Genomic DNA, 23832 nt, shown 5'->3' with positions numbered 1-23832 from the left:
TTCATCCCTTGCGTTGCGCGCGTTGCGCGAGCAAGCGGTCCACTTCTTCGTCGGAAAGGTCTTCGATCGCGTCCACCATGCTGGCCGGCTCCTCGACCGCCGCCACCGCCTCGGGCGCGGCGGGCGGCTGGATGACGTCGTTGAGCAGGTAGTCGGTGAGCGTGTCGATGGTCGGGTAGTCGAACAGCAGGGTGGCCGAGAGCGTCTGCCCCAGCGCCGATCCCAGCGTGTTCCTCAGTTCCACCGCGAGCAGCGAGTCCAGGCCGAGCTCGCCCAGCGGCGTGCGCGGATCGACCGCGCGCGCCGGGTCCACCCCCAGCGCCTTGAGCGCGCGCTCGCGCACGAAGGCCGCCACCAGCGGGCGCCGGCGACCGGGCGGTGCGTCCTGCAGCTGCTGGCGCAGGCCGGCGGCCGGTGCCGTGGCGCCGGCCTTGGCGGAGGCCACCGCCACCGCGCCCTGCCCGGCCACACCGGCCAGGAAGGCCGGCGGCGTCGCCAGGCCCAGGGCCTGCAGGTAGCGCGGCCATTCGATCGGCAGCACGGCGGACTGGGCCTCGCCCTGCGCCATCAGGCGGTCAAAAGCCAGCAGGCCCTGCGGCGGTGTGAGCGCGCCGATGCCTTGTGCGGCGAGGCGCTGCGCGAGCTGGCGGTCGGCCGCCGCACCCACTTCCGTCCAGGCACCCCAGTTGATGCTCAGGCCCGGCAGGCCCCGGCCCCGGCGCTCGTGGGCCAACAGGTCGAGGAAGGCGTTGGCGGCCGAATGGTTGGCCTGACCGCGCGAGCCGAGCACGGCGGCGACGGAGGAGAACAGCACGAAGAAGTCCAGCGCATCGCTGCGGGTGAGCCGGTCCAGCAGCCAGCCGCCGCGCACCTTGGGCGCGAAGACGTGCTCGAAGCGCGCCGCGTCCTGCTGCAGCAGGCCCGCATCGTCGAGCACCCCGGCGCTGTGCACCACGCCGCGCAGCGGCGGGCCGTCGGCGCGCAGGCGCGCGAGCAGCGCCGCCAGGGCGTCCGCGTCGCTCACGTCCACCGCTTCGGCCACCACGGCCGTGCCCAGCGCGCGGATCTCATCCAGCACGGGCGCCACCTCGGGCGTGACGCCCCGGCGGCTGATCAGCACCACGCGGCCCGCGCCCTGTTCGGCGAAGCGGCGCGCGACCACCGGGCCCAGCCCGGCCAGGCCGCCGGTGATGAGGTAGGTGCCGCCGCGGTGCACCGTGGCTGGCGCGGCCGCGCCGTGGCGCACCACGACCTTGCCGGTGTGTTGGGCCTGGGCCATGAAACGGAAGGCGCGCTCGGCCTCGTCCAGCGCGAACACATGGCGCGGCAGCGGGGCCAGGCGGCCCTCGCGCAGCTCGGCCACCAGGCGCGCCAGCATGCCGCCGATGAGCGCCGGGTCGCGCTCGCCGGTCTCGCCCCAGTCCACGATGTGGTAGCGCAGGCCCCGGTCGAGCGCCTGCACCCACTCGGGCGTCTTGATGCCGCGCTTGCCGATCTCGACGAAGCAGCCACCGTCGGCCAGCGCCCGGAAGCCCGCCTCGATCAGCTCGCCCGACAGCGCGTTGAGCACAATGTCCACGCCGCGCCCTTGCGTGAGCGCGAGCACCTGGTCGGCAAAGTCGGCGCTGCGCGAATCCATCACGTGCGGCACGCCCATGGCGCGCAGCAACTCGCGCTTGGCTTCGGAGCCGGCGGTGGCGAACACCTCGGCACCGGCGCGCTGCGCCAGCCGCACCGCCGCCATGCCGACACCGCCGGCCGCCGCGTGGATCAGCACGCGGTCGCCGGCCTTCATGCCGGCCAGGTGGCCCAGGCAGAACTCGGCGGTGACGAACGGAATCGGGAAGGACGCGCCCTCTTCCGCGCTCAGGCCGGCCGGTCGCGGCTGCACGAAGGCGGCGCGCGCGACCACGTGCGAGGCGAAGCTGCCGCCGGCCACGGCCAGCACGGCATCGCCCACGCGCAGGTGCGTCACGCCAGGGCCCACCGCGCTCACGCGGCCGGCGCACTCGCCGCCCAGCGGGCCGGGGTCGCCGGGGTACATGCCCAGCACGTTGAGCACGTCCTTGAAATTCAGGCCGGTGGCCTCCACCGCGATCTCGACCTCGCCAGCACCGGGCGCACGGCGCTCCAGCGGCTGCAGGCCAAGTTCGTCGAGCGCGCCCCGGGTGGCGGGCGCCAGGCGATAGGCCGCCGGGCGGCCGGTGGTGGTGGCGCTGGCACGGCGCAGGTGCGCCAGCTGCGCGGCACGGCGTTCGCCCGCGCGCCAGGCGATCTGCCTCGGTGCCGACGGGCCGGCGGCCGGTGCGTCGAGCTCGGCCAGCAGGGCGTCGACCTCCGCGCCTTCTTCCAGGTCCACGCAGGCGCAGCGCAATTCGGGGTGTTCCAGCGCCACGGCCTTGGCCAGGCCCCAGACCGGCGCCTGCGCCGGGTTCAGCGCGCGGTCGCCGTCGTCGGTGCGCTGGGCGCCGCGCGTGGCGAACCACAGGGGCGGCGGCGCGCCCAGGCCGATGAGGGCCTGCGCCAGCAGGGTGCCGCTCACGGCGCCCACGGTCTGCGCGGCGTTCAACTGGCTGGACGAGAGTTCATCCCAACGCTCGGCATCGAGCGACCAGGCGTGCACCACGCCGTCCACCGGGCGGCCGGCGGCCTGCAGCTCGGTGAGCACGCGGCGGTGGTCGGCGGCGGAGGCCGGGTTGATGGTGATGGTGCCCTCCGGGTCCGACATGAAGCGCTCGCCGGCGCGCACCCGCACGCAGTGATCGCCGCGCGCGCTCAGGCGGGCGGCCAGTGCATCGGCCAAGCCGCCTTCGTCGGCCCACAGCAGCCAGCGGCGCGCTGCCGGGCCGGCGGCGCGCGCCAGCAGCAGTGACTGCAGGGCCATGGTGCCCTGGTGGCCGCCGCCTTCGGGCAGGGCCGTGCACTCGCCGAAGCCGCGATCGGCCAGCAGCGAGAGCCAGGCCTCGCGCGGCAAGGTGGCGTAGTCGGGCCGCAGGTCGGTGTCGTCGAACGCCCACCAGCCTTCGGTCAGGCCCACGGTGAGGTCGAACCAGCGCTGCGGTGCCGTCACCTCCAGCATGGCCAGCAGACCGCCCGGTACGAGCAGGCCGCGCACGCGGTCGAGCGTGCGGCGCAGGTCGGCGGTGGCGTGGATCACGTTGGCGGCGATGACGACATCAAAGCCCTGCAGATCGAAGCCCTGCGCCTGCGGGTCCTGTTCGAGGTCGAGCACCGCGAAGCGCATGAAGCCGTGCGCGGCGAAGCGTTCCTTGGCGCGCGCGACGAACAGCGGGCCGATGTCGGTGAAGGTGTATTCCACACCTTGCGCCGGCAGGCGCGGCGCCACGCGCGCGGTGGTGCCGCCGGTGCCGCCGCCGATTTCCAGGATGCGCAGCGGCCGGCCGCTGCCCGACGCCTGGTGGGCCATCACGGCCAGCATGACCTCGGTCATGAGGCCGTTGAAGACCTGGGCGGTGGGCGCGTCGCGGTACATGCGCTCGGCGGTGTCCAGCGAGCCGCCGGGGAACAGCAGTTGCATGGGCTCGCGCTCGCCGCGCAGGGCCTCGGCCATTTCGGCGGCCACGCGGCCGGTCATCTCCAGTTCGGCCGTGGCGTCCGGGTAGGCCGCCTTCAGGCGAGCCAGTTCGGTTTCGGGCTGCGCCTCGTGCAAGGCACGGCGCACCACCCAGCCGGGCGCCTCGCGGGCCAGCAGGCCCACCTCGCCCAGGATCGCCAGCAGCCGGCCGAACAGGCGGTGGTGGCGCGCCTGCACGCCCAGGCGCGTGGCCAGGGCCGATTCGTTGACTTGTTCACCCACGGCGGGCGCCCAGCCCAGGCGCGCGAGCGTGCGCACCACGTACTCGGCGCACAGGGCTTCGAGCTGGGGAAGGAAGGTGTCGTAGGCGTCCAGGCGCGCCGATCGGCGCAGCGCGGGCAAGGCCTGCATGGCCTGGGCGCTCAGCACGGCCAGCGGGGCCTGCGGCGCGGTGTCCTGCAACGGCGCGGGCGCGGCGCGCCACACGGTCTCGTACAGGCAGTCGTCGAGCCAGCGCTCGCCCAGGCGCGCCAGGGCGTCGCGCGAGACGCGCTTGAGCTGCACGTCGGCCAGTTCGGCCACCAGCGTGCCGTCGGCCTGCCAGACGGTGACGGTGGCGCGGCTGGATTCGGGGCTGCTGGCGAGCACGTTCACGTGGCTCCAGCAGCGCGTGCCGGGCGTGCCGTGCAGCGCGAAACGGCCGATGCCGATGGGCAGGTACAGGCCTTCTTCGCCGTCGGTGGGCAGCGCGGCGGCCAGCACCTGCAGGCAGCCGTCGAGCAGCACGGGGTGCATGCCGTAGGCGCCGGCTTCCCGGGCCAGCGCTTCGGTCAGGGCGATCTCGCCCACGGCCTGCGAGGGCCCGCGCCACAGGGCCTGAATGGAGCGGAAGCCGGGGCCGAAGTCCAGGCCACGGCGCTCGAAACCTTCGTAGAAACCGGCGGTGTCCACCGCTTCCGCGCAGGCGGCTTTCAGGGCGGCCAGGGCGCCGGACGAAGCCGGCGCGGCGCCCGCGCGCAGCGTGCCCGACACATGGACCACCCAGGGTTCGGCGTCACCGGCGTCTTCGCCCAGGCTGGCGAGCGTGACCGCCACGGCACCGCCTTGCCGCGGCGCAGCGCAGACCAGTTGCAGCGTGCGCGCGGCGCCGTCGTCGGCCAGCAGCATCGCTTCCTGCACGGTGATGTCTTCGACCGCCACCGGCCCGGGGCCGAGCAGCTGGCGCGCGGCGGCCAGCAGGGTGTCGAGGTAGGCGGTGGCCGGCACGACCACATGGCCTTGCACCCGGTGTTCGCGCAGGTAAGCAGGTTCGTCCGCGCTCAGGCGGGATTCAAAAACCGTTTCGCTGCCCGCGCCACGCAACCGCGTGCCGAGCAGGGGGTGGCCCGTGCCCCGGCCGCGCACCGCGGGCACCGGCGCGGGTGGCTTGGCCTGGAACCAGCAGCGCTCGCGCTGGAACGGGTAGGACGGCAGGTCCGCCGTGCGGCCCGGGCCGCCGGCGCGCCAGTTCAATTCGGCACCCGCGAGGTACAGCGCGCCGACCGCGTCGAGCATTTGCTCGCCGTCGTCGCGGCCCTTGCGCAGGGAGGCGATCAGCGTGGGTCCGGTGTCGCCCCAGGCGCGGCCGGCCATGGTGAGCAAGGTGGGGTGCGGGCCGATCTCGATGCACACATCCGGCCGCAGCGCGGCCAGGGCCTGCAGGCCGTCGCCGAAGCGCACCGCCTCGCGCACGTGCTGGCGCCAGTAGCCGGCGCGGGTGAATTCCTCGCTGGCCAGCGCGCCGCTGAGGTTGGACACCAGGCGCAATTGCGGGCGCGAGAAGCGCAGTTGCGCCGCTTCGCGCTCGAAGGCGTCGAGCATGGGCTCGACCAGGGGCGAGTGGAAGGCGTGCGAGACGGTCAGCGCCTGCGTGCGCACGCCCTGCCCCGCCAGCTCGCGGCAGACCGCGTCCACATCGGCCTGCACGCCGGAGATCACGACCTGGTCCACGCCGTTGACCGCGCCCAGCGACACGCGGCCGCGGTAGGGCTCGATGGCCTTCTTCGCCTGTTCTTCGGTGATGAACACCGCCGCCATGCCGCCGCCAGAGGGCAGCGCCTGCATCAGGCGGCCGCGCACCGCGATCAGCCGCAGCGCGTCTTCCAGGCTGAACACGCCGGCCACGCAGGCCGCCACGAGTTCGCCGACGGAATGGCCGATCACGGCCTGCGGCGCGACACCCCAGGCGCGCCACCATTCGGTGAGCGCGTATTCGACCGCGAACAGCGCGGGCTGCGTGTAGGCGGTCTCGTTGAGCAGCGGGCTGTCGCCGCCGGCCGGGAACAGCACGGACAGCAGGGGTTGTTCGAGGTGCGGCGCCAGCAGCGCGGCGCAGCGGTCCAGCGCGGCGCGGAACACCGGTTCGCGGTCGTACAGGCCTCGGGCCATGCCGGCGTACTGCGCGCCCTGGCCGGTGAACAGGAAGGCCAGGCGCGGCGGGTCGCGGCGCGTCACGCGGGCGGTTTTCACGCCCTCGGTCTCGACGCCGCGCGCCAGCGCGTCGAGCCGCTCGCCGAGTTCGGCCACGCTGTGGGCCAGCACGGTGGCGCGTTGCGCGAAGTGCGAACGGCCCACGTTGGCGGTGAAGCAGATGTCGGCCAGTTCGGCGTCGTCGCGGCCGTTCACGGCCTGGGCATAACTCGCGGCCAGGGCGGCGAGTGCGGTCTCGTCGCGCGCCGAGAGCGCCATCAGGTGCGCGGTGCGCGCCGGGCGGGCCGGCAGCGCCGGGGCCTCGGGTGCTTCTTCGAGCACCACGTGGGCGTTGGTGCCGCTGAAGCCGAACGAGCTCACGCCGGCGATGCGGCGCCCGCCGATGGGTTGCCAGGGCGTGTGCTCGGTGGGCACGCGCAGCGCGTGGTCGGCCCAGGGAATGTGCGGGCTGGGCGTCTTGAAATGCAGGTGGGCCGGGATCTCGCGGTGCTGCAGCGAGAGCACCAGCTTGATGAGGCCGGTGATGCCGGCGGCGGCCTCCAGGTGGCCGATGTTGGTCTTGACCGAGGCCAGCCACAGGGGTTGCTCGCGGTCCTTGCCGAACACCGCGCCCAGGGCCTGCACCTCCAGCGGGTCGCCGAGCTGGGTGCCGGTGCCGTGCGCCTCGACCAGGCCCACTTCGTGCGGCGCCACGCCCGCGCGGGCCAGCGCCTCGCGGATCACGGCTTCCTGGGCCGGGCCGTTGGGCGCGGTCAGGCCGCTGCTGGGGCCGTCCTGGTTGACCGCGCTGCCGCGGATCACGGCCAGCACGCGGTCGCCGTCGGCCTGGGCGTCGCTCAGGCGCTTGAGCACCACCATGCCGCAGCCTTCGCCGCGCGCGAAGCCGTCGGCCGAGGCATCGAAGGTCTTGCAGCGGCCGTCGGGCGCGAGCATGCGCGAGTGCGACAGGGCGATGAAGAGGTCGGGCGAGAGGATGAGGTTGACGCCGCCGGCCAGCGCCATGCGGCACTCGCCGCTGCGCAGGGCCTGGCAGGCCAGGTGCACCGCCACGAGCGAGGAGGAGCAGGCGGTGTCCAGCGTCAGGCTGGGGCCTTGCAGGCCCAGCAGGTAGGACAGTCGGCCCGAGAAGATGCTGTGCGCGATGCCCGAGGTGAAGTGTGCGTCGAGCAGCGAGCGGTCGCCGCTCATGAGCTGCATGTAGGCGTAGTCGCTCGCGGTCACGCCCACGTAGACGCCGGTGCGCGAGCCTTCGAGCCGGTCGGGTGCCTGGCCGGCGTTCTCCAGCGCTTCCCAGCTCACTTCGAGCAGCAGGCGCTGCTGCGGGTCCATGCCCTGCGCTTCGCGCGGGGCGATGCCGAAGAAGCCGGCGTCGAACTGGTCCACCGGGCCGAGAAAGCCGCCCTGGCGCGTGGCGATGCGACCCGGGACTTCCGGGTCGGCGTCGTAGAGCGCGTCCATGTCCCAGCGGTCGGCGGGCGTGGGGCCGATGGCGTCCACGCCGTCGCGCATGATCCGCCAGAAGCTCTCGGCGTCGTTCCCCCCGCCGGGCACGCGGCAGCCCAGGCCGATCACCGCGATGGGTTCGCGCGCGGCGCGCTCCATGGCGGCCAGGCGCGACTGTGCGTCCTCCAGGGCGAGGAAGGCCCGCTTGAGGGGCGACAGGGCCGCCGGCTCCTGAGGCGCAGCAGGGGTTGGACGCTCGTCGTTCATGCTTTTCCCAGACGGTCGAGGAGCAAGGCCTCGATCTCCGCATCGCTCATGGCCGCGACCGCGGCCTCTCCCAGCACCGCCGGTGCCGGTGCAACTTCCATGCCCGTGGCCACGGGTGCCGGGGCCTCGGGCGGCGCCAGGCGGCTCAGCAGGTGGCTGGCCAGGGCGTCGATCGTGGGGTGGTCGAACATCAGGGTGGCGGGCAAGGGCTTGTCCAGACCCAGGCCGGTGCCCAGCTGGTTGCGCAGTTGCACCGCCATCAGAGAGTCAAAACCCAGGTCCATCAGCCGATCATGCCGCCCCGGTGTGTCATTTCGGTCCAGGCGCAGCACACGCACGACCCGATCGCGCACGAATTCACGCAAAAGCTCCAGGCGTTCGCCCGGCAGGGCCGCTTCCAGCTGCTCTCGCAGGGCCCCGGCCTGGGTCTGGGCCGGCGTCTGCGTCGCCGCGGCCGTCTCGGCGACCTCGACGGCCTGCGCCGCCGCCCCCGCCGACGCATCGCCCGGCGCGCGCGCCACGATGACGTGCTGGCCCAGCACCTCGGCGCTGGAGCCGGCCTGGGGCCAGGCACCGGCAGCGTCGAAACCCGCGTCGCGCAGCGCCTGCAGCCAGGTCGCCGGCGGCAGCAGCGGGTTGTCGGTGCGCAGGTCGTCGGCGAAATGCTGCCAGCCTTCGATCAGGCCGGTGGTCATGTCGAACCAGGCCATGTGCACGGTGGACTCGACCAGCAGCAGCACGCCACCCGGGGCCAGCAGATCGTGCAGGCGCGAGAGGGTCAGCCGCAGGTCCTTGCTGGCGTGCACCGCATTGGCCGAGACGATGACATCAAAACTGTGCGGCGCGACGCCCTGCTCCGCCGGATCGCGGTCCATGTCGAGCACGCCGTAGCTCACGAAGGGATGCGCCGCGAAGCGCTCGCGCGCCCGGTCCATGAAGAAGTCGGACACGTCGGTGAAGCGGTACGCCGTGCGGTCGGCCGGCAAGGCGGGCAGCAGTGAGGCGGTGGTGCCGCCGGTGCCGGCGCCGATTTCGAGCACGCGCAGCTGGCGCCCCGGCGCCACCGAGGCGCCCAGGGCCTCGAAGCCCGAAGCCGCCAGCGCGTTGATGTAGCGCATGGTGGCCGAGCGCTCGTACAGGCCTTCGGCGAGCTCGAAGCCGCCGCCCGGGAACAGGGTTTCCAGCGGGCTTTCGCCGCCGCGCAGCACCGGGCTCACGAGGTCGCCGCAGTGGCGCACGTAGGCCAGCAGGGGCTGGTTGTCGGCGAACAGGGTGTCCGCCTCGCGCCAGAGCGCGGCAAGGTCGGGCGCGGCCAGTGGCGCGCGCGCCACGAAGCTCTCGCCCTCCTGCGCCAGGTCGCCCTGGGCGACCAGCCGGTCCAGCCAGCGCTGCACCAGGTGGCCGTAGGTGTCGGCGATGCCCGCGCGCTGCAGCACCTGGGCCAGGCTGTGGCGCTCGCCCGCGGTCTTGAACAGCCCGCCGTCGCGCAGGGTGCGCACGGCGTGCGCCGAGGTCAGGCGCTCCAGGCAGGCCCATTTGGCGGGGTAGGAAGCGGCGTTCAGGTCGAGCGGGCCGCGTTCGGCCTGGTGCTGGAGCGCGCGCGTGAGCGTGTCCCAGCGGCGGGCAGCGCCGTCGGCCGCGGCGGGCGGCTGGCCCACCACGTCCATCCAGTGGCGGCGCTCGCGGAACGGGTAGGTCGGCAAGGCCACGCGCTGGCGCGGCTGCCCGGCGTCGAGCGCGGCCCAGTTCACGTCGGCGCCCGCGAGGTACAGGCGCTGCAGGCCTTCGAGCAGGTCGGTCCCGTCGGCGCGCTCGCGGTGCAGCGAGGGCAGCCACTCGGCCGTCGAGGCGGCGGCGCATTCGGCGCCCATGCCCAGCAGCACGGGGTGCGGGCCGATCTCGATGAAGTGCGTGATGCCCTGGGCCGTCAGCGCCTGCATGGACTGCTCGAAACGCACCGGCTGGCGCATGTGGTCCTGCCAGTAGCCCGGGCGGCCGATCTCCTCCACGCCCGCGAAGCGGCCGGTGAGGTTGGACACCAGCGCGATCTGCGGCGCCGAGAAGCGCACGCCTTCGAGCGCGCGGCCGAACTCGGGCAGCACCGGCTCGATCCAGCGCGAGTGCGCCGCGTGCGGCACGCGCAGCGCCTTGGCGCGCACACCGGCGCGCTCCAGGTGCGCCAGCAGCGCGTCCACCTCGGTGCGCAGGCCGCTGACGACGAAATGCTCGGGGCCGTTGTAGGCCGCGATGGTCAGCGCGCCGCCGGCGCTCGCCAACGCGGCCGTCACCACCGCCTCGGGGGCGAAGACCGCGGCCATGCCACCGTTGGCGGGCAGCGCGTGCGTGAGGCGACCGCGCTCGGTGACCAGGCGCAGCGCGTCGTCGAGCGAGAGCATGCCGGCCACGCAGGCGGCGGCGTACTCGCCCAGGCTGTGGCCCATCACGGCCACCGGCTCGACGCCCCAGGAACGCCAGAGCGCGGCCAGGGCATATTCGATGGCGAAGGTGGTGGGCTGGGCGTACAGGGTTTCGTTGATCGGCGAGGCCTCGCCGGGCGCGGCAAAGATCACGTCGAGCAGGCCACGCGGCAACAGGGGCGCGAGGCGCGCCGCGCAGTCGTCCAGCGCCTGGCGGAACACCGGGGCGCTGTCGTACAGGGCCCGGCCCATGCCGGCGTACTGGGCGCCCTGCCCCGTGAACAGGAACGCGACCTGCGGGCGCTGCGCGCCTTGCACGTGGCTGGCCTCGGCCTGGGCCAGCCCCTGTCGGAGCTCGTCGGCACTGGCGCCGACCACCGCCACACGGTGGCTGAAGTGGGCCCGGCCCGCGTTGGCGGTGAAGCAGATGTCGGCCAGGGGGGCGGTGGCCGTGGCCAGCGCGGCCTCGTGGCGGCGCACCAGTTCCTGCAGCGTGGCGCCGTCGCGCGCGGAGAGCGTCAGCAGGTGCAGCGGTCGCCCCGTGCCGGCCGGGGCGGCAGCGCGCTCGGGCGCCTCTTCCAGGATGACGTGGGCGTTGGTGCCGCTGAAGCCGAACGAGCTCACGCCGGCGAGGCGCCGGCCTTCGATCGGCGCCCAGGGCGTGACCTGCGTGGGCACGCTCAGCGGCAGGCGGTCCCAGGCGATGTGCGGGCTGCCGGTGTGGAAATTCAGGTGCGGCGGGATCTCGCGCCGCTGCATCGCCAGCACCACCTTGATCACCCCGGCCATGCCGGCGGCGGCTTCCAGGTGGCCGATGTTGGTCTTGACCGAGCCGATGGGCAGCGGCTGCGCTGCGCTGCGGCCCTCGCCCAGCACCGCGCCGAGCGCGCCGACCTCGATCGGGTCGCCCAGCGGCGTGCCGGTGCCGTGCGCTTCCACATAGCCGATCGCGCTCGCCGACACCCGGGCCGATGCCAGCGCCGCGCGCAGCACGGCTTCCTGCGCCGGGCCGTTGGGCGCGGTCAGGCCGCCGCTGCGGCCGTCCTGGTTGAGCGCGCTGCCGCGCACCACGGCCAGCACACGGTCGCCCTGCGCCAGCGCGTCGGAGAGGCGGCGCAGCACGAGCACGGCGCAGCCTTCGCCGCGCACGTAGCCGTCGGCCGCGGCGTCGAAGGTCTTGCAGCGGCCGTCGGGCGCCATCATGCGGGCGCGCGAGAAGTTGATGTTCATCTCGGGCGTGAGGATCAGGTTCACCGCCCCGGCCAGCGCCCGGTCGCATTCGCCCGCGCGCAGGGCCTGGCAGGCCTGGTGCAGGGCCACCAGCGACGAGGAACAGGCGGTGTCCACCACCACCGCCGGCCCCTGCAGGCCGAGGAAGTAGGACAGCCGGCCGGCCACCACGCTGTAGGCGTTGCCGGTGCTGAAGTAGGCGTCGATCAGTTCGCGGTGGGCGAACAGCGCGCGCCCGTAGTCGTTGTTGCTCACGCCCAGGTAGACGCCGGTGCGCGAGCCGGCGAGCTCGGGGCCGGCATGGCCGGCGTCTTCCAGCGCTTCCCAGCTCACCTGCAGCATCAGGCGCTGCTGCGGGTCCATGCTGGCGGCCTCGCGCGGCGAGATGCCGAAGAACTCGGCGTCGAAGCGGTCGACCTGGTCGATGAAGCCGCCGAAGCGCGTGGTCATCTTGCCGGGGGCGTCCGGGTCTTCGGCGTAGAGCGCGTCCAGCGACCAGCGGTCCGCCGGAATGCCCTGGATCGCGTCCGTGCCCGACCACAGCAGCTCGGCGAAGCCTGCGGCGTCGTGCACGCCCCCGGGCAGGCGCATGCCCATGCCGACGATGGCGATGGGTTCGTGCAGCGCCGCCTGTGCGCGCGCGAGCTGGGCCTTGAGATCGCGGATCTCGAGCAGCGCGCGCTTGACGGGGGTGAGCGCTTCGGCGCCCGGCGGGGTGTCTGTCATGTGTGCTCCGAGGACCCGCTTTCGAGTTCCTTCAACAAGAGGGCTTCGGCTTCTTCATCGCTGAGGTCGGCCAGTTCATCGTGCGCTGGCGGCGCCACGGCCACCGGCGTCGCGGGCGCCGCCTCGGCCTCCAGGCCCAGCGTGCGCAGCAGGCTGGCGGCCAGGGCGTCCAGCGTGGGGTAGTCGAACAGCAGCGTGGCCGGCAGCGGGTGCGCGAAGGCTTTCGCCAGGGCGTTGCGCAGTTCCACCGCCATCAGGGAGTCGAGGCCGATCTCCTTGAGCGCGAGGCGCGGGTCCAGCGGCTGCGTGGATTCCAGGCCCAGCACCTGCAGGGTGCGCTCGCTCAGGTAGGCGATGAGGGCCGCGCGGCGCTGGCCGCCGGGCAAGGCCTGCAGGCGCTCGCGCACCGCCGGACCGGCGGGCGCAGCCGCCGGCGTCGCGGTGGGCACGGCCAGGGCCTGGAAGAAGCCCGCATCGGCCCCGGCCGGCAGTTGCGCCAGGAAGCGCGACCAGTCGATCGGCAACACCAGCGCATGGGCGACGCCGTCCCGCATCAGCTGCGCCAGCGCGGCGAAGCCGGTGGCGGGCGTGAGCTGACCCAGGCCGCGCGCGGCCCACACATCGTGGCCGCCGCTGGCTGAGCGCGCGGCCATGCCGACCTCGGCCCAGGCGCCCCAGGCCACGCTCAAGGCCGCCAGGCCCTGGCGGCGGCGCGCATGGGCCAGGGCATCGAGCTCGGCGTTCGCGGCCGGGTAGGCGCCCTGCCCCGCGGCGCCCAGCCACAGGCCGGCGGCGGAATACAGCACGAACAGGTCGAGCGGCAGGTGTCGCGTGAGTTCGTGCAGCACCCAGGCCCCGTGGGCCTTGGCGCGCAGCACGGCCTGGCAGCGCGGCCAGGTCTGGCGCAGCAGCACCGCGTCGTCCAGCGCGCCGGCGGCGTGCACCACACCGCGCAGCGGCGGCAGGGTGCGTGAGAGCTCGTCGAGCACCTGTGCCATGCGCTCGCGGTCGGCGGCGTCGGCCTCGAAGGTATTCACGGTCGCGCCTTGCGCGCGCAGTTCGGCGATCACCGCCCGCGCCTGCTCGCCGGGGGCGGAACGGCCGCTGAGCGCCAGGTGGCGAGCACCCGAAGCGACCAGCCAGCGCGCGGTTTCCAGGCCCAGGCCGCCCAGGCCGCCGGTGATCCAGTAGGTGGCGTCGGCCGCGATGGCCGCCGGCTGCGCCACGCGCAGCACGAGCTTGCCCACATGCCGGGCCTGCGCCATGAAGCGGAAGGCCTCGGGCGCGCTCTCCAGCGGGTAGGCCCGCACCGGCAAGGGTGAGAGGCTGCCGTCGGCGAAGGCCGCGAGCAGGTCGTTGAACATGGGCCGCAAGAGCCCGTGATCGGCCTGGGCTTCGGAGCCCAGGTCGTAGGCGTGGTAGCGCACGTCGGGCCGCAGCGCGGCGGCGGACGCCACGGTGAGGATGTCGCGCTTGCCCAGTTCCAGGAAGGTCCCGCCCTGGCCCAGCGCGCCCAGCGTGGCGGGGATGAAATCGCCCGCCAGCGAGTTGAGCACCACGTGCACGCCCTGCCCGTTCGTGGCGGCGCGCAGCTCGTCGGCGAAGGCGAGCGAGCGCGAGTCCATCGCCAGGGCCACACCCATCTGGCGCAACCGCTCGCGCTTGTCGGGCGAGCCCGCCGTGGCGAACACCTGGGCGCCCGCGCGCAGCGCGAGCTGCACCGCGGCCAGGCCCACACCGCCGGCGGCGGCATGGATCAGCACGCGCTGGCCCGCTTGCAGGTTCGCGAGCCGGTGCAGGCCGTGGTGGGCGGTGAGGAAGGCCACCGGCAGGGCCGCGGCATCTTCCACCGACACGCCGGCCGGCAGCTTGGCGACAAAGGCCGCCGGCACGGTGACATCGGTGCCCAGGCTGCCGGGCGCGAAACCGAACACGGTGTCGCCCAGCGCCAGCCCTTGCACGCCCGCGCCGAGTTCGGTGACCACCCCGGCGCACTCGGCACCCAGCGGCACGCCGGGCGCGCTGTACATGCCCAGGGTGAGCAGCACGTCGCGGAAGTTGATGCCGGCCGCGCGCACGCTCAGGCGCACCTCGCCGGCCTGCAAGGCCGCAGGCGGGGCGGCCTGGAGCTGCGCGCCGTCGAGCGTGCCGGCCTGGGCCACGACCCAGCGCCGCGGTTCGTCGCGGCGCGCCTCGGCCTGGCGGTGGCGCACCAGCCGGGCCGACCAGCGCTGCGCACCGCGCAGGGCGATGCGCTGCGGCGACGTCGGCGGCTGCCGCAGTTCGGTCAACAGGTTCAGGGCCGCGTTCGCGGCGTCGGTGGGGTCGAGGTCGATGGCGTGGACCTGCAGCTCCGGGTGCTCGACCGCCACCACACTCGCCAGGCCCCAGAGGCCGGCCGCGCGCGGGCGCAGGGTGTCGGCGGGTTCGTGCCCGCTGACCGCCTGCGCGCCCCGGCTCACCAGCCACAGCGGCGCGGGCGTGGCCACCAGGCCTTGCACCAGCGCGAGCGCGCTGCCCACGGTCAACCCGTCGTCGTGTTCGTCGGCGCCATCGAGCGGTGCCGCGTCCAGGCTCGCCAAGTGCACCACACCGCGCCAGGGGCCGGTGGCGTCCACGGCATCGCCAGGCCGCACGCGCACGCAGTGTGCGCCGGCCTGCGCCAGGCGGTCCGCGAGTTGGTCGGCCACACCGCCGCGGTCGGCGAGCAGCAGCCACCGGCCTTGCAGGTCCGCGGTGGCGGCGGCCAAGGGCTGGGGCTGCCAGCTCAGGTCGTACAACAGACCGTCGCCGGCCTCGGCGGCCGCGAAGGCGCTGGCGTCGGCCGGGGCGAAGCGCATGCCGTCCAGGCGGGCGACCACGGTGCCGTCAGGCTCGCAGAGGGTGACGCTCGCGGTGAGTGAGCTGCCGGTGTCGGTCACACGGGCCGACGCGCGCAGGCGCCGGGACGCCGTCGGGCGCAGCATCAGGTCGTCGACCCCCAGCGGCAGGTAGAGACTGGGCGGGAGGCCGCCGGCGGCGTGGCCCGCGGCCACGGAACAGAGTTGCAGCGCACCGTCGATCAGCACCGGGTGCAAGGCATGGCCGGGTCCCACATCGGTCAACTCGACCCACCCGGCCGCCACGCCGGGGCCGGCCGTCACGTCCTGCAGCACGCGGAACCCCGGGCCGAAGGCCACGCCGAGTTCGGCGAAGCGCTGGTAGACCGACGAGGCGTCCACAGGCTGCCCGGTGGCCACGGCATCGGCCGCATCGGCGCCGTTCGCGGCCACCGCGCGGGCGCTTGCCACGGGCTGCCAGGCATCGCCTTCCAGTGCCTGGTGGAGTTCGAGATCGACGGCACCGCCCTCGTCCAGCGCGGCCGACACCTGCCAGCGCGTCGCCGGCTCGCCGGCTTCGGCGATCACCAGCGGGCGCGAGAGCGTGAAGCCGGTGAGGCGCACCGCGTCGGCGCGCAGCGCATCGCGCGCGGCGGCGCCGAGCAGGTCCATCATGGCGGCGGCGGGCATCAGCAGGCGGTCGAAGATGCGGTGGTCGGCGAGCCAGCCGTGGGCGGCGGTGGCATCGCCTTCGTACACGCGCACCCGCTGGCTGGCCATGGGCACGCGCCGGCCCAGCAAGGGATGTGCGCCGGGTGCCGACGGCACGGAAGCGTTCGCCACCGGGCGCGGGCGAATCCAGTGGCGCTTGCGCTGCCAGGGGTAGGCCGGCAGCGGCACCACCTGCCCGCCTTCGGGCTGCAGCGCATCCCAGGCCGGCATGAAGCCGGCGGCGTACAGGCCGGCACCCGCCTGCAGCAGGGTTTCGCGCTCGGGCTTGCCGCGCCGCAGCGAGGCCAGCAAACGGGGCTCGTGGTCGGCACCGGCCAGGCATTCGGCGATCGAGGCGCCCAGCACCGGGTGCGGGCCGATTTCGAGGAACACGTCGAAGCCATCGTCGGCCATGGCCTGGATGGCCGGGGCGAAGCGCACGGTCTGGCGCACGTTGCGGCCGAAATAGGCCACGTCGAGCGGTGTCGATTCGAGCAAGGCCCCGGTGACGGTGGAGTAGACCGGCAGGTTCGGGGCCACGCAGCGCAGGCCCGCGAGTTCGTCGGTGAGCCGCTGCTGGAACGGCGCCATCTGCGCGCTGTGGAAGGCGTACTGCACCGGCAGCATGCGGTGGGCCACACCGCGCGCGCTGAGCTGGTCGAGCGCCTCGTCCAGCGCCTTCGCATCGCCCGAGAGCACCACGCTGCGCGGCCCGTTGAGCGCGGCCACGGACAGTTGCCCGTTCCACGGCTTCACGAATTCGTCGGCCGCTTCGGCGCCCAGGCCCACCGAGGCCATGCGGCCCAGGCCGGTGGCCTGCTGCATGGTGCGGCCCCGGTGCCAGACCACGCGGATCGCGTCGGGCAGCGTGAGCACGCCCGCGGCGTGCAGCGCGGCCATCTCGCCGATGCTGTGGCCGACCAGGCCGTCGGGCGCGATGCCCCAGGACTTCCAGAGCGCCACCAGGGCGACCTGCAGCGCGAACAGCGCCGGCTGTGCGACCTCGGTTTCGTTGAGCCGCGAGTGGGCTTCGTCGGCGTTCAGCGCGTCGAGCAGCGACCAGCCCGAGAGCGGTCGCAGCAGCGCGTCGCACTCGGCCACCACGTCGCGGAACACGGGTTCGCTGCCCAGCAGCTCGCGCCCCATGGCGTACCACTGCGGCCCCTGGCCGCAGAACACGAAGGCCACGCGCGGCAGCGCGATGGACGAGCGCTGGCCGCTGGCCACACCGGGCGCGTCTTCGCCCAGCGCGAACCGGCCCAGGCGCGCGGCGAGTTCCTGCGCGGACTGGCCGACCACGGCCAGTCGCTGGTCGTGGTGCGTGCGGCGCTCGGCGGCGGTGAACACGGCGTCGGGCAGCGCGGTGCCGCTCTGGGTGAGGAAGCCGGCCCAGCGCTGCGCCACGGCGCGCAGCGCCTCGGGGCTGCGGGCCGACAGGGGCAGCAGGTGCCAGGCATCGGCGGCCAGGGTGGACGGCTCGGCCGGCAGCGCCGGGGCCTCTTCCACGATCACGTGGGCGTTGGTGCCGCCCACGCCGAAGGAACTCACGGCGGCGCAGCGCGCCTGGGCACCGCGCGGCCAGGGCGTGAGCGCCGTGGGCACGGCCAGCCGCGTGCCGGCCAGCGAGATGTGGTGGCTCAGGCGCGTGAAATTGGGTTGCGGCGGGATCGCCTCGTGCTGCAGCGCGAGCACGGTTTTGATCAGGCCGACCACACCGGCGCCGGCTTCGAGGTGGCCGATGTTGGCCTTGGCCGCGCCGATGTAGCAGGTGCCCGCGCCCGGCGCGGGCTGGCCCACGGTGGCGGCCAGGGCCTCCACCTCGATCGGGTCGCCCAGCGCCGTGCCGGTGCCGTGGGCCTCGACGAAGCCGATGCGCTGCGGTTCGAGCTGCGCGTTGTCCAGCGCCTCGCGCACCATGGCCTGCTGGGCTAGGCCGTTGGGCGCGGCCAGCAGCGTGGAGTGGCCGTCGGAGTTCACGGCCGAGCCGCGCAGCACGCCGAGCACGCGGTCGCCGTCGGCCACCGCGTCGGCCAGGCGCTTGAGCACCACCACGCCGCAGCCTTCGCCGCGGCCGAAGCCGTCGGCCGATTCGTCGAAGGTCTTGCAGCGGCCGTCGGGCGCCATGAAGCCGACCTTGGACAGCGAGACCATCAGCTCGGGCGAGATCATGAGCGACACGCCGCCAGCCACCGCCAGGTCACTCTCGCCGCTGCGCAGGCTCTGGCAGGCCAGGTGGATCGCCACCAGCGAGGACGAGCAGGCGGTGTCGATCGAGAGACTCGGGCCGCGCAGGTCCAGCAGGTAGGACAGCCGGTTGGCGACCACGCTGTGCAGCGTGCCGGTGAGCGTGCGCGCGTCGATGGCCGCAAGGTCGTTGTGCTGCAGTTGCGCGTAGTCGTTGTGGTAGCTCGCGATGTACACGCCGGTGCGGCTGCCCTTGAGGTGCGCTTCGGACAGGCCGGCGTCGTCCAGCGCCTCGATGGCGACTTCGAGCAGCAGGCGCTGTTGCGGATCCATGCGCTCGGCCTCGCGCGGCAGCACGCCGAAGTACGCGGCGTCGAAGCCGTCGATGCGGTCAAGAAAGCCGCCCCATTTGGTGAGCGATTTCGCGGGCGCGGCGGCGTCGGGGCTGTACCAGGCGTCACCGTCCCAGCGGTCGGCGGGCACTTCGCGGATGACCTCGCGGCCCTCGCTCAGCAGGGCCCACAGGTCGGCCGGCGAATCCACGCCGCCGGGCGCGCGGCAGCCCATGCCGACGACGGCGATGGGGTCGGCGCGCAGCACCGGTTCGGCCGATTCGCGCACCTGCCGCGCCATCAGGGCGAGCTTGAGCGCGGACAGGCCTTTGAGTGCGTCGGATGCCATCAACCCCCTCCCCGGCGGCGGTTGCCGCGCAATGCCAGCAAGGCGTCTTCATCGGACAGGGCGGCCACGACGGGCACGGCCTGCGCCGGGGCGGCAGCCGGCGTGGACGCGGGCGCGGCGGCATCGCCGCCGGCCAGGTGCGCCGCCAGCGCTTCCACCGTGGGGTAGTTCCAGGCCAGCGTCGCGGAGAGCGAGCGGCCGGTGGCGGCTTCAAGGCGGTTGCGCAATTCCATGGCCATCAGCGAATTCAGTCCCATCGATCCCAAAGCCTTGCGCGGATCCAGGCGCGCGGGTGCGATGCGCAGCACGGCCCCCACGGCTTCCTTCACCACGCCCTCCAGCAGGCGCCGCCGCTCGGCGGGCGGCGCCGTGGCGAGCTGCTCGCCCAGGCCGGTGGTGGCAACCGGGGCGGCCGGCACGGCGGCCAGCATGTCGCGGTACACCGCTTCAGGCCGGCCGGCCCGCGCTTGCGCGAACACCGCCCAGTCCATGGGCAGCACCATCAGGTGCGCCTCGCTGCGCTGGCACAGCCACGGGAACAGCGCGGCGCCCTGGGCGGGCTCGAAGGCCCGGATGCCCTGGCGTTCCATCTGCGCGACGTTCTGGGCGCCGGCCTCGTCCTGCACCAGGCCGGTCCCGGCCCAGACGCCCCAGGCGATGCTGAGCGCGGGCAGGCCGCGCGCGCGGCGGTCCTGCGCCAGCGCGTCCAGCCCGGCATTGGCGGCCGCGTAGTTGGCCTGCCCCGCCTGCGCCACCAGGGCGCCGGTGGAGGAAAACATGACGAACAGATCCAGCTCGGGCAGCAACTGGTCCAGCCATTGCGCCCCCTGCAGCTTGGGCTGCAGCACCGCGTCGAAGGCCGCGCGGTCCATCTGGCTGGCCAGCCGGTTGTCGAAACTGCCCGCGGCGTGCACCACGCCGCGGATTGCCGGCCAGGCTTGCGCCTGGTAGCGCGCGAGAAAGGCTTGCAACTGGTCCCGGTCGACCACGTCCACCGCGGCCACATGCACCGAGGCGCCCAGCGCTTCGAGCGCGCGCACGGACGCCACGCGCCGGCCTTCGGCGCTGGCCGGGTCGAGGGCGGCCCAGCATGCGCGCTCGGGCAAGGGGGTGCGGCCCAGCAGCACCAGGCGCCGCGCGCCGCCTTCGACCATGGCGCGCGCCACGTGGCCAGCCACGCCGCCCAGGCCACCGGTGATGAGGTAGGCCGCATCGGCGCGCCAGGCAAACGGCTGCACCGGGCGTTCGGATTCGGCGCGCGCCAGGCGCAGCACGTGGCGGTAGCGCCCGCGCCAGGCGACCTGGTCTTCGCCGTCGCCGCACAGAAGGTGGTCCGCCAGCGAAGCGGCATCGACATCCGCGCCGAGGTCGATCAGGCCGCCCCAGTGTTCGGGGTGCTCTTGCGCGAGCACGCGGGCGCTGCCCCAGAGCGCGGCCTGCCGCACCTGCAAGCGCTCGCCCGGCTCGACCGCCTGGGCCCCCCGCGTGATGAACCACAGGCGGGCGGTGGCACCCGCGTCGCGCAGGGCACGCAGTGCGCGCAGGGGCAGGAACGGCGTCGCGTCTTCTTCGGTCGTCCACAGCACCACATGGTCGCAAGGCTCGGCGAGCGCGGCGTCCAGGCCGGACCACTCCGCCCGGCGAACCTGCATGCCCGCCGCGCGCAGCGCGGCCGCCAGGACATCACCGGCATCGCCGACCACCAGCCAGTGCGAGGGGCGCGCGGTGCGCTCGTGGCTCGGGTCGCTCGCGCGCCAGGCCAGCCGGTGCAGCCAGTCCAGCGACGCCGGGTCGGGTTTGGCGGTGCGGCCCGCCGCGCCGGTGCTCGGCAGGTCGGCGGCGTCGACCCAGTGCCGCTCACGCTGCCAGGGGTAGGACGGCAGGTCCACCCAGGCGCCCGAGCCCGGCTGGCCGGTGCGCCAGTTCACCGGAACGCCCTGCGCCCAGAGGGCGCCCAGCGCCGCCCGGGCCCCAAGGCTGGCCGGCTCGTCGCGGTGGCCGCAGGCCACGGTGGCGATGTCGCGCGCGGCGATCTGCGCGGTCTGCTGCACCGAAGGCAGCAGCACGGGGTGCGGACCGAGTTCGACGAACACGGTGATGCCGTCGGTCAGCATCTGCGCCACGGTGTGCGAGAACAGCACCGGGCGGCGCAGGTTGTCCGCCCAGTAGGCGGCGGGCATCTCGCTGCCCTCGACGCGGCGCGCGCGCACGGTGGAGTACAGCGGGCTGTTCGCGGCCGAGGGCGACAGGTCGGCCAGCTGTTGCGCGAGTTCCTGCGCGAGCGGCTCCATCTGCGGGCTGTGCGAGGCCACGTCCACCTTCACCAGGCGGCAGAAGATCTGTTCGCGTTCGAGTTCGGCCATCACGGCCTTGACGGCCTCGGGCTCGCCCGAGATGACGCTGGAGCGCGGGCTGTTGCTCACCGCCACGGACAGGCGGTCTTCCAGGCCTTGGAGGCGCTGGTGCGCATCGTCCATCGACAGGTCCACCAGGGCCATGGCGCCCGCGCCGCTGACGCGGCGCATGAGCCGGCTGCGCGCGCACACCACCTGCATGGCCTGCCCGATGTCGAGCACGCCGGCGATGCAGGCCGCGCCCACCTCGCCCATGCTGTGGCCAACCACCGCGTCGGGCTCGATGCCCCAGGAGCGCAGCAGCGCCGCGTAGGCGATGGCCAGGGACACCAGCACCGGCTGCACCACGTCGATGCGGTCGAGCGGCGCGTCGGCGGTGCCGGGTTCGGCCTGCAGCGCGGCCAGGAGGGACACGTCCAGGTGGGGCCGCGCCGCGGCGTCGCACTGCATCAGGGTGTCGCGGAACACGGGCTCGTCGGCGATCAGCTGCCGCGCCATGCCGCTCCATTGCGCGCCCTGGCCGGGCACGACGAAGGCCAGCCTGGGCCGCTCGCCCGGGCGTGCGTGGACCGCCTCGCCTTCGCCCGAAGCAAACCGTTGCAAGGCCTCGCGCAGCGAGCCCGCATCCGCCGCCGCGAAGGCCGCGCGGACCTCCAGCGCCGCCCGCCGCAAACCGGCCGCCTGGCAGAGGTCTTGCAGCGCCGGGGCATCCGGCCGCGCCAGCCGCTCGGCGTGGCGCGAGGCCAGCGCACGCAAGGCCTCCGGGCTTCTGGCCGACAGCGGAAGCAGCACCGCCGCGCCGGGGTGCGCGGCCGGCGCCTTCACCGGCGCTGCCGGCGCTTCCCGAAGCACGACGTGGGCGTTGGTGCCCGCGATGCCGAACGAATTCACGCCAGCCACACGCGGGGTGTGCGAAGCCGGCCAGGCGGCCAGCGCCGTCGGCACGCTCAGGGGCAGTTCGCTCCAGGGCACGGTCGGATTGGGATCGACGAAATGCAGGCTGGGCGGGATCGCACCGTGGTGCAGGGACAAGGCCGCCTTGATCAGGCCGGCCACCCCCGCCGCGCCTTCGGTGTGGCCGAAGTTGGTCTTGACGGAGCCGACGCTGGCGCGCAGGCCGGGCGCCCGGCCTTCGGCCAGCACCGCGCCGAGCGCGCCCAGTTCCACCGGGTCGCCGGCGCGCGTGCCCGTGCCATGGGCCTCGATATAGCCCACCTCACCGGGCGAACGGCCCGCATCGCGGTACGCGGTGCGCAGCAATTCCTCCTGGCCCACCCGGCTGGGCGTGCCCATCGAACCGCTGGCGCGGCCGTCGTTGTTCACCGCGCTGCCCTCGATCAGGGCGTAGATGCGGTCGCCGTCGGCCAGCGCGCGCGCCAGCGACTTCAGCACCACGAGGCCGGCGCCTTCGCTTCGCACATAGCCGTCGCCCTTCGCGTCACCGAACTTGCAATGGCCGTCGGGCGCCATCATGCGGCTCTGCGAGTAGGCGATGCTGATGTGCGGCTGCAGGATGACGTTGGTGCCGCCCGCCAGGGCGAGGTCGCTCTCGCCGCTGCGGATGCTGCGCACCGCCAGGTGCACCGCCGCCAGCGACGACGAGCAGGCGGAGTCCAGCGTCAGGCTCGGGCCGCGCAGGCCCAGCAGGTACGACAGGCGCCCCGACGAGGCATAGCGCCCGCTGCCGGTCGTCATGAAGAAATCGACCCCTTCCGGGTCGGCGAACAGGCGGCTCTCGAAATCGCTCAGCCACTGGCCGACGAAGACGCCGGTGGCCGAGCCGTTCAGGGCCTCGGTGTCGATGCCGGCATCTTCCAGCGCTTCCCAGGCCGTCTCCAGCAGCAGGCGCTGCTGCGGATCCAGGCGCTCGGCCTCGCGGGGCGAGATGCCGAAGAACCCGGCATCGAAATCCTCGATGCCCTTCAGGAAGCCGCCCCAGCGCGTCATGATGCGCCCGGGCGTGGCCGCACGGGCATCGAAGTAATGCGCGAGGTCGATGCGGCTCTGCGGGATTTCGCCGATCGCGTCCTGCCCCTCGCTCAGCAGGGCCCAGAAGCTCGCGGGATCGACCACCGCCCCGGGAAAGCGGCAGCCGATGCCGACGATGGCCACCGGGTCGCGCGAGGGATCGCTCATGCCGGGGTCTCGCGCGGCCGCACCTCGGCCAGCAGCGGCGCCAGCGTGGCCGACACGTCGGCCAGCAGCGGATCTTTCTGAGCCTGGAGGTAGAAGTGGTCACCCGGGAACACCCGCACGCGAAACGCGCCCTGGGTTTCCGCGCGCCAGCCGTCCAGGTGGGCGCGCGGCGTCAGGGGATCGTCCGAGCCGCCGAACGCCGTCACCGGGCACACCAGCGGCGTGCGGGCGGCCGGCGGCAGGTGGGTCTCCAGGGCGTGGATGTCGGCCCGCAGCGCGGGCAGCAGCAGCGCGAGCAGTTCCTCGTGCTCGGCCACCTCGGGCGGGATGCCGCCGTAGCGGCGGTTGATCTCGGTCACGAAATCGGCGTCGGACAGCACGTGCAGCAGCGGATCGGGGTTCGGCCAGTGCGGCGGCCGCCGGCCGGACACGAACAGGTGGCGCGGCATCGGCGCCCCCGTGGACTGCAGGGCGCGCGCCACCTCGCTCGAGAGCACGGCACCCATGCTGTGGCCGAAGAAGGCGAACGGCAGATCGAGATGGGGTTGCAGCGCGGACACCACGGCGCTGACGAGCTCGGGCAGGTGCGTGATCGCCGGCTCGTTCAGGCGGTTGGCGCGCCCGGGCAGCTGGATGGCGCACATTTCCAGATCGGCCGGCAGCGCGGCCACCCAGGGCCGGTACACCGCCGCGCCCACACCGGCGTGGGTGAAACAGAACAGGCGGGCCCGGGCCTGCGGCCTGGGCGCGAAGCGTTGCAGCCACAGGCTGTTCATCGCACGCTCCGGCGGACGGCGGAAGAAGATGTCCCGATGGTCACGGGGGTCCCGCCATCAGGTTGTTGAGCGGTCCAGCGTTGC

The 23832-nt window shown here is 74.0% G+C and carries 5 protein-coding genes; all 5 read right to left on the bottom strand.

Translation table 11 applies throughout. The annotated features are described in order from the left end of the window. Window position 1: 1 nt before the first annotated feature. The 5 genes from AC07ZS_RS01670 to AC07ZS_RS01650 are packed head-to-tail and all read right to left on the bottom strand — an operon-like array spanning window position 2 to window position 23748. A complete protein-coding gene (locus AC07ZS_RS01670; RefSeq protein ID WP_494796894.1) occupies window positions 2–7714 on the bottom strand; it encodes an SDR family NAD(P)-dependent oxidoreductase in 7713 nt (2570 codons plus the stop codon). Beyond that, window positions 7711–12087, bottom strand: a complete 4377-nt coding sequence (locus AC07ZS_RS01665) for a type I polyketide synthase (protein WP_494796893.1) — start codon at window positions 12085–12087, stop codon at window positions 7711–7713. Before AC07ZS_RS01665 ends, AC07ZS_RS01670 begins: the two co-directional genes overlap by 4 nt. After that, entirely contained in the window at window positions 12084–18482 is a 6399-nt protein-coding gene (locus AC07ZS_RS01660) for a type I polyketide synthase (protein ID WP_494796892.1), read from the bottom strand. The genes AC07ZS_RS01665 and AC07ZS_RS01660 overlap by 4 nt, the downstream gene beginning before the upstream one ends. Continuing rightward, a complete protein-coding gene (locus AC07ZS_RS01655) occupies window positions 18482–22972 on the bottom strand; it encodes a type I polyketide synthase (RefSeq protein ID WP_494796891.1) in 4491 nt (1496 codons plus the stop codon). Before AC07ZS_RS01655 ends, AC07ZS_RS01660 begins: the two co-directional genes overlap by 1 nt. After that, the gene (locus tag AC07ZS_RS01650) at window positions 22969–23748 is read right to left on the bottom strand and encodes a thioesterase II family protein (protein WP_494796890.1); all 780 of its coding nucleotides are present in this window, start codon (window positions 23746–23748) and stop codon (window positions 22969–22971) included. Before AC07ZS_RS01650 ends, AC07ZS_RS01655 begins: the two co-directional genes overlap by 4 nt. Window positions 23749–23832: the final 84 nt, after the last annotated feature.

The organism is Hydrogenophaga sp. GW456-12-10-14-TSB4 (genome assembly GCF_059424305.1).
Note: the sequence above shows the minus strand (reverse complement) of the source record. Positions and strands in the feature narration are given on the sequence as shown.

Excerpts from the sequence above, each read along its gene's own strand:
- AC07ZS_RS01650 (WP_494796890.1), bottom strand. The coding sequence starts at position 23,748 with ATGAACAGCCTGTGGCTGCAACGCTTCGCGCCCAGGCCGCAGGCCCGG.
- AC07ZS_RS01655 (WP_494796891.1), bottom strand. The coding sequence starts at position 22,972 with ATGAGCGATCCCTCGCGCGACCCGGTGGCCATCGTCGGCATCGGCTGC.
- AC07ZS_RS01665 (WP_494796893.1), bottom strand. The coding sequence starts at position 12,087 with ATGACAGACACCCCGCCGGGCGCCGAAGCGCTCACCCCCGTCAAGCGC.
- AC07ZS_RS01660 (WP_494796892.1), bottom strand. The coding sequence starts at position 18,482 with ATGGCATCCGACGCACTCAAAGGCCTGTCCGCGCTCAAGCTCGCCCTG.
- AC07ZS_RS01670 (WP_494796894.1), bottom strand. The coding sequence starts at position 7,714 with ATGAACGACGAGCGTCCAACCCCTGCTGCGCCTCAGGAGCCGGCGGCC.